Below are 10381 nucleotides of genomic sequence, written 5' to 3'. Positions count from 1 at the left end.
ACATTCTCCCTCTTTATTTGACCGCATGCGTATATTTTCAGGAGCACCCCGCGGAATGAAAACCTTAAGTGCAAAACCAGCAGAAGTTCGTCGCGACTGGTTCGTAATTGATGCCGATGGCAAAACTCTGGGCCGTATGGCGACAGAAATCGCTCGCCGTCTGCGCGGCAAACACAAAGCTATCTACACACCTCACGTTGACACCGGCGATTACATTGTTGTTGTTAACGCTGAGAAACTGCGTGTTTCCGGTAACAAAATGAAAGATAAAATTTACTATCACCACACAGGTCACATCGGTGGTATCAAATCTATCTCGCTGGAAAAACAACTGGACAAAGCGCCTGAGCGTGTTATCCAGACAGCAGTGAAAGGCATGTTGCCTAAAAATCCTCTGGGCCGTGCTATGTTCAGCAAACTGAAAGTTTATGCTGGTACTGAACATCCACACGCTGCTCAACAACCTAAAATGCTGGAAATTTAATCGGATATCGTCATGGCAGATTCTTACTACGCTACAGGCCGCCGCAAAAGCTCAACCGCTCGTGTATTCATGAAGCCAGGCAGCGGCAACATTACTATCAACACTCGCAGCCTTGAAGATTACTTCGGTCGTGAAACTTCTCGCATGGTTGTTCGTCAGCCACTTGAATTAGTTGAAATGCTTGATAAAGTTGACTTGAAAATCACCGTTCGCGGCGGTGGTAACAATGGCCAGGCTGGTGCGATTCGTCATGGTATCAGTCGCGCATTAGTTGAATACAACAGCGAACTGAAAACTGACTTACGTAGCGCCGGATTCATCACTCGTGATGCTCGTGCCGTTGAACGTAAGAAGATTGGTCTGCATAAAGCACGTAAGAAACCACAATTCTCAAAACGTTAATACAACGTTTTCAGAACAAAAAAACCACCTTCGGGTGGTTTTTTTTGTTTAAAACTTCACAAACCGCTTGAATCATGTTATCTAATAAACTGATTTTGCTAGATTAAAAAGGATAATATAAATGAGAAAACCGGGCATTATTGGACTTTTAGGATTACTGACTTGCTTTTCCGTTCAGGCACAATCTCCAGAACTCGCTATTTCCGCAGGTAGTTTTGAAGTTTTTGAAGACAGCTCGCTGGAGCTAGGCATTGAATATCGTTTTGCATCACAGGAATCATTTTTCAACATCATTCCTGCCATCGGTGTTAGCGCAAATACCGACGGTGGGTATTGGGCTTATGCTGGAGGTCGATATGATATCAACCTCGGAGAGAAATGGATTTTAACCCCTCAACTCGCCGTAGTTGGCTATGAAGATGGAGATGGTCAGGATCTAGGCAGTGGTTTTTTATTTCGTTCTGGCATTGAAATCGGTTACCGGGTGGCCCCAGGATCGCGTTTGGCATTAACGCTTTATCACATGTCTAATGCTAACCTGGCTAAAAACAATCCAGGCTCCGAATCATTGATCCTGAGCTACAGTTTTTCACCGTTTAATCGCTGAGTTACTTATAAAATAAACCCTTGCCTTCAGGCTGCGTTTTAAATCGCCGATGCACCCAGAAATATTGCGCCGGCGATTTTTTTATTTCAGCTTCCACCCAATCATTGACTCTTTGTGCATCAGCAATCTCGTTATCGGTAGGATAATTTTCCCAGGCTGGCCCAATGTAGATTGAGTAGTTGCCATTGGCTAGACGTCTTGGCACATAAGGCACAATCGCTGCCCCACTCATTTTGGCCAGTCGTGCCGTAGCGGGTATAGTTGCCGCATTAATACCAAAAAACTTTGCAAACACACTGGTTCTGCGCCCAAAATCCTGATCCGGCGCATACCATACGACTTTATTCTTTTTTAATGCCCGTAACATGCCACGCATATCCGCCTGCAACACGATGCCCTCGCTATGGCGTTTACGTTGCTGCAACATAACGGCATTGAATAGCGGGCTTTTCAGCTCGCGAAACATCACATAACAAGGTTGTTTCAGCATGATCAGCCGACCGCCTAACTCCATACTGGTAAAGTGCCCAGTCAGTAACAGCACACCTTTACCTTTCGCTAGTGCATTTTGAATATGTTCAAGTCCATGATATTCGACGCGCTTTTCAAGACTTTTATCGCTGGCCCACCAACTGACAGCCGTTTCAATGGGCATCACGCCCATGGTTAACATATTTTCACTGAGTAATTTTTCGCGTTCTAGCTGACTCATATCTGGAAAACATAATTCAAGATTTCGTCTGGCAACCCGTTCACGATCTTTCATGAATAATCGCATCAAACGCCCCAAGCAACGTCCGGCGAATAGTTGCAAAGATTTAGGCAAATAGACCGAAAGCCGCATGAGTAACAAGCCCAGCCAATTAGGCCAGAAGCGAGGGTGAAGGAATTTTTTACTAAGAATTTTCATCGGTGCATTAACAATACAAAACAGCGTCTATGCTATCATCCCAACTCGATTTAAGCTTTAAAAACTCCCTGCAGTGAGACCAATTTGAAAGTTTTTTACTCAATTTTATTCTATCTTGCTACGCCACTTATCGTGATGAGATTAATCTGGCGAGGGCTTAAGGCTCCGGATTACTTTAAGCGTTGGAATGAACGTTTCGGGTTTATTGCGCCGCGAAAGTCCGAACAAAAACTCATCTGGGTTCACGCTGTATCGGTAGGCGAAGCTGAAGCCTGCCGGCCATTGGTTGAAGGATTACAGCAACGTTATCCTGCCCACAAAATTCTCATAACTACAATGACACCGACTGGTAGCGCGCGCGTTAAAACGCTGTTTGCTGAGAAGGTACTGCATGTCTACTTACCATATGATTTACCGTTTGCTGTTAAACGCTTCTTAAAGGCTATGCGACCTCAGTTTGGCATCATTATGGAAACAGAGCTTTGGCCTAATCTGATTATGCAGTGCGCAAAACAGTCCATACCGATAGTTATTGCGAATGCGAGACTTTCTGCCCGAAGTGCACGTGGCTACCAAAAATTTAGCCAGCTATCCCGACAAATGCTCCAGAGCTTGCCATTGATTGCGACTCAAACTCATAGCGATCGTGAACGATTCCTGCAATTAGGTGCATCCAAAGAAAAAGTGCATGTGGTTGGAAATCTGAAATATGAAATAACCTTACCAGCCAGCGCCATTGAACGCGCTGAGTCTATTCGGGCCTTATGGGGTAACCGTCCTGTATTTATCGCTGCAAGCACTCATGAAGGTGAAGAAGAACAAATCATTGATGCGGCCCGCAAAATTCGCAGTCAGTTTCGTGATTTACTGTTGATTATTGTACCCCGCCATCCAGAACGTTTTGACCGGGTAGCCGCATTATGTCGTCGTGCAGGATTGAATACGCTGCGCAGAAGTGAAGGTAAGCCCTGTAACAGCCAGGTTCAGGCCATGGTTGTCGACACCATGGGTGAGCTGTCCATTTTCTACGGCACCGCTGATGTCGCTTTTGTCGGAGGTAGTCTGGTTGCTCATGGTGGTCACAATCTATTAGAACCGGCAGCCCTGTCCAGACCGGTTATTACAGGTCCGCATTACTTTAATTTTCTCGAAGTGACCAAACAGTTTCTTGAGCATAATGCAGCCATTGAAGTCAAAAACCCGGAGCAACTAGCGGATGCGGTGATTGATTTATTAAACGCTCCACAACATCGCGCTGAAATGGGCGATGCTGGCAGGCAATTAATTGAACAAAGTAAGGGAGCCAGCCAACGTCTGCTCAACCTTATTGATATCCATATCAGTCATGTTAGACGATGAATATTGGATGCGTCAGGCCCTGCTGCTGGCGCAACAAGCTGAACAGCATGGTGAGGTACCTGTTGGAGCAGTCATTGTATTAGATGATCAGATCATCGGAGCCGGTTGGAATCAACCCATCAGCCAGCAGGATCCAACCGCACATGCCGAAATTGTTGCCTTACGTGCAGCTTGTTTACAGCAACAGAACTATCGACTGCCGAATGCCACAATGTATATCACGTTGGAACCCTGCATCATGTGTGCAGGAGCAATTGTGCATGCCCGTATCGAACGCGTTGTATTTGCTGCAACTGAGCCTAAAACCGGGGCTGCTGGCAGTTGTTTTGACATATTCAATACCTCACGGCTGAATCACCACGTTAAATGTGAAAGCGGACTGTTAGCTGACGAAAGCAGTGCCATCTTAAAATCTTTCTTTCGATCTAAGCGATAGGCATCACATTTCCCAATATTTGATAGTAAGTTTGGGGAAATTAAGGTGGGCAAAGCACTACTTATGTAGCATAATTTTGTGCCCTGCTGACTGTAGTGATGTTTTGAAAAAGCTATTTTTTCTCATTCTCATGCTCTGCGTATTAAGTGCTTGCAACACCCCCAGCAATCAGCTTGAACAGATTCTGGAGCGCGGCGAGCTTCGTGTGGTCAGCCGTTATGGTTTGACCAGTTATTACAGTAATTCTGGTCAACTCGCAGGATTTGAATTCGATCTGGCACAGGCTTTTGCTGATTATCTTGGGGTTGAACTCAAAGTAACCGTTCCAACTACCCTTAGTAAAACACTCGATATGATTGAGAACGGTCAGGCGGATATCGCTGCGGCCGGTTTAACCATCACCCGGGCAAGACAAAACAGATTACGCTTCGGTCCAATTTATCACGAAGTCACTCAACAGCTTATTTACCGTCACGGCAACCATAAACCTCGCGATATCACCGAAATTAACAGTGGTCAGTTAGAAATCGTTGCCAATAGCAGCCATGCTGAACAGCTCGGCATATTACAACAAGAAATTCCCCTGCTTTCCTGGACCGAAAATCAATCCATCGATACCAGTGGCTTGTTACAGCTGGTTCAACTTGAATTAATTGATTACACCATTGTTGATTCTAATGAGATGGCTGCCAGTCATAGCCTATATCCTGAATTGCGCGTCGCCTTTGATGTGTCCGATCCTCAACCACTGGCCTGGGGAATGCGGCGTAGTGAAGATATGAGTTTACAACTGGCGGTAAATGCTTTTTTTGAGGAAATCGAAAGCTCGGGCTATCTGGATCAGCTCATTGAAACGTACTTTGGCCACATTCGACGCTTTGATTATGTTGATTCACGCGCCATTCATCGACGCATCCAAACTCATCTACCACAATATGAATCCACCTTTAAAGCTGCCGCATTAGCCTACGGTTATGATTGGAGATTACTGGCAGCAATGGCCTATCAGGAATCACACTGGAATCCAGAAGCGGTCTCCAGTACCGGCGTTCGGGGGTTAATGATGCTTACCCAGGCCACTGCTAATGAAATGGGCGTCACTGACCGGGAAGATCCGCAGCAAAGTATCATTGCAGGCACCGCCTATCTGACCATTATTAAGAACCGTTTACCTGAGCGCATTGCTGAACCTGATCGAACGTGGCTGGCTCTGGCGGCTTACAACATTGGCCTAGGTCATCTGGAGGATGCCAGAATACTTACCGAAAAAAATGGTGGTAACCCGGATCGCTGGTCCGATGTTCGGGAAAACTTGCCATTACTGGCAAAACAACAGTGGTTTAGTCAGACTCGTTATGGTTACGCCCGTGGTGGAGAACCAGTCCGTTTTGTTGGTAATATCCGGCGCTATTACGATATTTTGTTACACCACGATGAAGTAAATCGAAACTCGCTCCCACCGCCAGCGGAGCTTAATCAAACACTCCCGGCAGCCTTATAAAAGGCAAAAAAAAGGCCGGTTATTTTGTATAACCGACCTTTTTAAATTACAAAACTGCTTTATTTTTCAGCTTCAACTTTTTCAATCAGATGTTCAACCACTTTTAACATTTCGGTCATACTGCCCGCTTTAGGAGCATCGGTATGATATCGTCCATCAACAATGATTGACGGTACACCACTCACACCTGCCGTTTGACTGATCACTAGCGCTTTTTTGACATTGGTTTTGACGGTGAATGAATTCATCGTTTCAGCAAATTTTTCTCTATCAATTCCCTGCTCTGCGACAAAATCCAATAACCGTTCTTCAGTGTCCAGGCGACGTTTATCAATATGGATGGCATTAAACAATGCTTTGTGCAGTTTGTCTAAATCACCAGTCACTTGAGCGGCATAAAATACTCTGGCCAGTTGCAACCAGCTATCACGGAAAATAGCTGGCACCTGAGTAAATTTAACATTCTCAGGCAAGGTTTCTTTCCACTGCATAATTTGTGAATCTAAGGTAAAGCAATGCGGGCAGGAATAAGAGAATAATTCCATGACTTCAATCTGTTCACTGGAAGTGTTTTTTGCCATACGCTGAGAGGTGGGCTCATAGTGCTCACCTTCTTTGTAATTTGCTGAATCCGCTGACACAGATAAAGGCAACAGCAAAGCCGCAGTGGTCAGTAACAAAGCACGAAGTGATCTTGTCATTTAAATATCCTTAAAATTTTAATTACAAACTGCCGTAAGAATGTAGTCCGGACAGAAACATATTGACACCGAGAAAGGCAAATAAGGTCACGAACAGTCCGACAATTGCCCACCAAGCCATTGGCACTCCATTCCAGCCTTTAGTCATACGCATATGCAGCCAGGCAGCGTAGTTTAACCAGACGATCAATGCCCAGGTTTCTTTTGGATCCCATGACCAGTAGCCACCCCAGGCCTCTGCCGCCCACAAAGCACCGAGAATGGTAGCCACTGTGAAAAAGGCAAAACCCAAGGCTATGCTTTTATACATTAAATCATCCATCATGGTTAGCGGCGGCATGGCCTTCACTAAACCGCTGTCTGGATTCTTGTTAGCTCGCCAGCTGACCAGCAAATAAGCGATACCAATCATCGCGGCCATCGCAAACGCACCGTAACCGATAAAGTTTGCCGGTACATGAATTTTCATCCAATAACTTTGCAATGCCGGTACTAATGGCTGAATTTCGTGGGCATTACGTTCAAAGGCATACCAGAGTTGGAAAATCACTGCAGCAGAGATAACCAATAAAACAAAACCACCCAAACTACGGACCTGATAACGGCGTTCGTAAAACAGATAAATCAGCGCCGTTACAACGGCAAACAGGATAAATACTTCATATAAGTTGCTGACCGGAATATAGCCAATATCCGCACCCATCATATGGGTTTCACGCCAACGCACCATCAAACCTGTCATACCGAATGTGGTTGCGATCCAGGTAAAGGCGCTGCCCACTTTTTCGGTATAACTGGAACGGAAAATCAAACCACCAAAATAGGTGAAGGTTGCTGCAATAAAAAACACACTCATCCACATAATTGCAGATTGACTGGCAAGCATGTATTTGAGAATACCGTTGGTTTCAGCGGCACCCAGATCGGTGCCATACAGCTGTAAAGCCATTAAACTTAAAATCGCAACAGCAATAGCGTGACCACGAAAACCAGGCCAATGATTACCTACCAGCGCCATGCTGACAGCAGTAAAAATCAAAATGGAAACTTCATAAACATCCAGCACTTCTTGGTAAATCGTCAAAATACCAATGGATGCCAGCAATAAAATGCCGTACCACCACCACGTATGTGCAGCCGGTTTTGTCATTATTTCAGTATTTGTTGTCATTGGTTTCTCATACTCATTATTGCGCTTTCATTTAAGAACCTGACTAGAGGTCGGAGTTCCCCGTTTTAGCCGCCAACTGTATTTGTTGCTCGTTGAAAAATGTATCAAATTCTCGTGCATTACGATTAGTGGAACCAGCCAGAATAATGTTGGTTTGGCTGCCCTCTTGTTCCAGCCACGCCCAGAACCGTCTTTGCGGAAGATAGAACAGTAAAAAAATGCCGATAACCAACAAGGCACAGCCGAAATACACCACATTTTTGCCGGGCGCTTTTGCAATTTGCAGCCCGGTAGATTGGATATGTTCAAAATCTGTCAAATGTAAAAATACCGGTGAACCATAACGTGACAAAGTACCGATGGTATCGACCGTATCCTGTAAAAACAGTAATTGCTGATTGCTAACCGTTTCAGCATCAATTCCGTCCATGCTGAAATAAATCCGTGCCAGCATTTCTCGTAACATGCCTAAATAAGCAGGCGCTAAATTATCGCGCTCAGCATCAGGGAGATTATTATCAATAAAATCCCTGACTTCATCAAAACCACCACGAACAAACATTTTGATAAGTGTTTCCAGGGTCTGCTGCAAACTTTTTTCCAGCGCTTCATCTCGCTCAGGCAGCATGGCTAGTGCTTCAATCATCATTGAGTTGGCAATGCTGGAGACCAATTGTTCATCACGTAACATGGCTGAATATTGCAGGAAGCGATGCAGGCTGCCCTCTTCATCAACCGGTAAATAAAGATAAGCAAATGACTCTGCCGGGCTATTACGCACACCACTTAAAAAGTATTCACGGCCATCACGCTCGACAGGAAACATATAGTTTTCATATTCCCTGGCTTCGCCAGTCTGAGTACGTAACTTGAAAGTAAAATTAGGTCCAAAATCACGTACGTTACGTGAATCTTCCTCAGTAGGATCCGGGTTGATATTGAACGGGCGGAAATCAATCATTTCCAGCTGCATGGATTCTTCACCCCACAGCATTTGACGATTTTCAAATACTTTGGTTTGAATGGAAACAGGTTCCGTTCCGGCTCGACTATCCAATGGCCAGGCATCCAGAGTTAATAATGAACCACCATCACTGAAACTGGCTTGGTAAATTGCGTGTCCACGATAAATCAATGGGTGATTGACCGCGATAGTGGCTTCCATCGGAGCATCCAATTCATCATCGTGGATCACTAAATCGGATTCAAACGATTTTGGCTGACCGTTTGGATAATGTTCAATTCGGAAATCTTTAACTTCAATACGGAAGGGCAAGGCTTGCAACAAATAACCATCACGAACTGGTAAAAAAACTACTTCAGATGCTTTACCTTCCGGAATACTGACAGATCCTCTAAACCCCTGATTCCCCTCTCCCAGCCGACTTTCCGCTGGAATATCACGAATCGAAAGATCACGCGTCTCAATTTTGATGTCACCGCGCCATTCTGCAAGCTTAAGCGGCATATTGCTGTCAAACAGGCCACCAACACAAATCACTACAATGGCAATATGCGTGAATAAATACCCAAGACGATTCATCCCACCACGCATCGCCGAAATCAAGATGGCATCTTCTTGTTTGACGGTTTGGCGGCTGCGAAAACCGAGGTTTTTGAATGCTTGTTGCAGATTATTGGCAACGGTTTGCAGATTGTCGTTTGATTGCCATTGTGCATTGTGATGCATAGCTTTTAATGATTTTTTCTGCACATTGGTGCGCAGTTGCCACATCTCTTTGACCATGGCGGGAAAGTGGCGGATAACACAGACTGATGTGGAAATAACCAGTAACGCCAGAATGGCGATAAACCACAAAGCACTATAGACGTCGTATAACCCTAACTTATCAAACACATCAAACCAGTAAGGTCCGAATTTGATGACATAGTCAGCATAAGGTTGATTTTGCTGCAGAACGGTACCGATAACTGAGGCAATGGCCAACGTCAGTAATAAGGTAATCGCCAATTCCATCGAGCCGATAAACAGAAATAAACGGCGGGTAAAACTCAGGCTAGATGGACCTTTTTTGGTGGAGTCAGACATGAAATTGCTCAAACATGGGCTGATTTTTTACTCCGGTGCAATTCAGATCATTGTCACCGGAGTAATTATCAGCAATTAATGCAGACCGGATACATAAGCGGCAACCGCTTTGATCTCTTCTTCTGTCATTTTAGAAGCAATATCACGCATCATTCCATTAGGATCGTTATGACGTTCCCCATTAGCAAAAGCGTGTAATTGCGCTTCTGTATAGGCACGATATTGAGCAGATAGTTTCGGCCATTTCGCCGCTGGCATGCCGTTGCCATTTGGTCCATGACAAGCCATACAGGCTGGTACACCGGACTCGCTGTTACCACCACGATAAATTTGTTTGCCAAGCTCTAACAAGTCTTCACTTACCGCGCCAGGTGTCGCTTCTTTACTGGCATAAAATGCCGCTAAATCAGCCATATCTTCTTCAGATAAACCGGCAACCATGGGCGCCATGATGGCGTTTTCACGCTTACCGCTCTTGAATTCAACCAATTGTTTATAGAGATAGCTGGCATGTTGTCCAGCCAGTTTAGGATACATGTCTGATGGACTGTTGCCGTCGGCACCATGACAGGCCGCACAGACAGCTGATTTAGCCCTTCCGGCTGAGACATCACCTGCAGCTAAACCAAGTGGCGAACTCGTTACTCCCAAACCCAGCACCACCGCTGAAATAATTTTTTTCATTGTAATTCCTAGACACTAACTTTCGGATACAAAACTTCCGGTATGCTACTCTTATTGGCACTTTTTTGCACCTGGA

At 45.1% G+C, this 10381-nt stretch carries 11 protein-coding genes; 6 read left to right on the top strand and 5 right to left on the bottom strand.

All coding sequences use genetic code 11. The features are described 5' to 3' along the window. Window positions 1-55 precede the first annotated feature (55 nt). The 3 genes from rplM (at window position 56) to Q7V21_RS04380 (ending at window position 1493) form a co-directional block, all read left to right on the top strand. A complete protein-coding gene (rplM, locus tag Q7V21_RS04390; RefSeq protein WP_014705973.1) occupies window positions 56-484 on the top strand; it encodes a 50S ribosomal protein L13 in 429 nt (142 codons plus the stop codon). Between the two features lie 12 nt (window positions 485-496). Continuing rightward, window positions 497-886 carry a 30S ribosomal protein S9 gene (gene rpsI / locus Q7V21_RS04385; RefSeq protein WP_014705972.1) on the top strand — a complete coding sequence of 130 codons (390 nt, stop codon included), beginning with the start codon at window positions 497-499 and terminating at the stop codon, window positions 884-886. A gap of 121 nt (window positions 887-1007) precedes the next feature. After that, window positions 1008-1493 carry an acyloxyacyl hydrolase gene (locus Q7V21_RS04380; protein ID WP_304916114.1) on the top strand — a complete coding sequence of 162 codons (486 nt, stop codon included), beginning with the start codon at window positions 1008-1010 and terminating at the stop codon, window positions 1491-1493. A 1-nt stretch (window position 1494) separates the two neighbouring features. On the opposite strand, the gene lpxL is transcribed toward Q7V21_RS04380, so the two are convergent. Further along, complete coding sequence (gene lpxL, locus Q7V21_RS04375) at window positions 1495-2403, bottom strand: LpxL/LpxP family Kdo(2)-lipid IV(A) lauroyl/palmitoleoyl acyltransferase (protein WP_304916113.1); 909 nt, start codon at window positions 2401-2403, stop codon at window positions 1495-1497. 135 nt (window positions 2404-2538) lie between these two features. Here lpxL and waaA point away from each other — a divergent pair, with 135 nt between their 5' ends. The 3 genes from waaA (at window position 2539) to mltF (ending at window position 5699) form a co-directional block, all read left to right on the top strand. Beyond that, window positions 2539-3762: a lipid IV(A) 3-deoxy-D-manno-octulosonic acid transferase gene (gene waaA / locus Q7V21_RS04370; RefSeq protein ID WP_304916112.1), complete on the top strand. Its 1224-nt coding sequence runs from the start codon at window positions 2539-2541 to the stop codon at window positions 3760-3762. Continuing rightward, window positions 3749-4198 carry a tRNA adenosine(34) deaminase TadA gene (gene tadA, locus Q7V21_RS04365; RefSeq protein WP_304916111.1) on the top strand — a complete coding sequence of 150 codons (450 nt, stop codon included), beginning with the start codon at window positions 3749-3751 and terminating at the stop codon, window positions 4196-4198. Before waaA ends, tadA begins: the two co-directional genes overlap by 14 nt. A gap of 76 nt (window positions 4199-4274) precedes the next feature. Continuing rightward, a complete protein-coding gene (gene mltF, locus Q7V21_RS04360; RefSeq protein WP_304916110.1) occupies window positions 4275-5699 on the top strand; it encodes a membrane-bound lytic murein transglycosylase MltF in 1425 nt (474 codons plus the stop codon). 59 nt (window positions 5700-5758) lie between these two features. Here the strand turns inward: mltF and Q7V21_RS04355 are convergent, their stop codons facing one another. The 4 genes from Q7V21_RS04355 to Q7V21_RS04340 all read right to left on the bottom strand — a co-directional run bounded on the left by Q7V21_RS04355 (window position 5759) and on the right by Q7V21_RS04340 (window position 10305). Beyond that, entirely contained in the window at window positions 5759-6400 is a 642-nt protein-coding gene (locus Q7V21_RS04355) for a thiol:disulfide interchange protein DsbA/DsbL (RefSeq protein ID WP_304916109.1), read from the bottom strand. 22 nt (window positions 6401-6422) lie between these two features. Beyond that, window positions 6423-7571, bottom strand: coding sequence for a c-type cytochrome biogenesis protein CcsB (ccsB, locus tag Q7V21_RS04350; RefSeq protein WP_304916108.1), 1149 nt, complete (start codon window positions 7569-7571; stop codon window positions 6423-6425). 43 nt (window positions 7572-7614) lie between these two features. Then, complete coding sequence (locus Q7V21_RS04345; protein ID WP_304916107.1) at window positions 7615-9621, bottom strand: cytochrome c biogenesis protein ResB; 2007 nt, start codon at window positions 9619-9621, stop codon at window positions 7615-7617. 75 nt (window positions 9622-9696) lie between these two features. Further along, the gene (locus Q7V21_RS04340; protein ID WP_304916106.1) at window positions 9697-10305 is read right to left on the bottom strand and encodes a cytochrome c; all 609 of its coding nucleotides are present in this window, start codon (window positions 10303-10305) and stop codon (window positions 9697-9699) included. Window positions 10306-10381: the final 76 nt, after the last annotated feature.

Source organism: Methylophaga sp. (assembly GCF_030651745.1).
This window is presented reverse-complemented; position numbering and strand designations above follow the sequence as displayed.

Coding starts and splice junctions, on each gene's coding strand:
- Q7V21_RS04340 (WP_304916106.1), bottom strand. CDS start 10,305: ATGAAAAAAATTATTTCAGCGGTGGTGCTGGGTTTGGGAGTAACGAGT.
- rplM (WP_014705973.1), top strand. CDS start 56: ATGAAAACCTTAAGTGCAAAACCAGCAGAAGTTCGTCGCGACTGGTTC.
- rpsI (WP_014705972.1), top strand. CDS start 497: ATGGCAGATTCTTACTACGCTACAGGCCGCCGCAAAAGCTCAACCGCT.
- lpxL (WP_304916113.1), bottom strand. CDS start 2,403: ATGAAAATTCTTAGTAAAAAATTCCTTCACCCTCGCTTCTGGCCTAAT.
- waaA (WP_304916112.1), top strand. CDS start 2,539: ATGAGATTAATCTGGCGAGGGCTTAAGGCTCCGGATTACTTTAAGCGT.
- ccsB (WP_304916108.1), bottom strand. CDS start 7,571: ATGACAACAAATACTGAAATAATGACAAAACCGGCTGCACATACGTGG.
- Q7V21_RS04380 (WP_304916114.1), top strand. CDS start 1,008: ATGAGAAAACCGGGCATTATTGGACTTTTAGGATTACTGACTTGCTTT.
- tadA (WP_304916111.1), top strand. CDS start 3,749: ATGTTAGACGATGAATATTGGATGCGTCAGGCCCTGCTGCTGGCGCAA.
- Q7V21_RS04355 (WP_304916109.1), bottom strand. CDS start 6,400: ATGACAAGATCACTTCGTGCTTTGTTACTGACCACTGCGGCTTTGCTG.
- Q7V21_RS04345 (WP_304916107.1), bottom strand. CDS start 9,621: ATGTCTGACTCCACCAAAAAAGGTCCATCTAGCCTGAGTTTTACCCGC.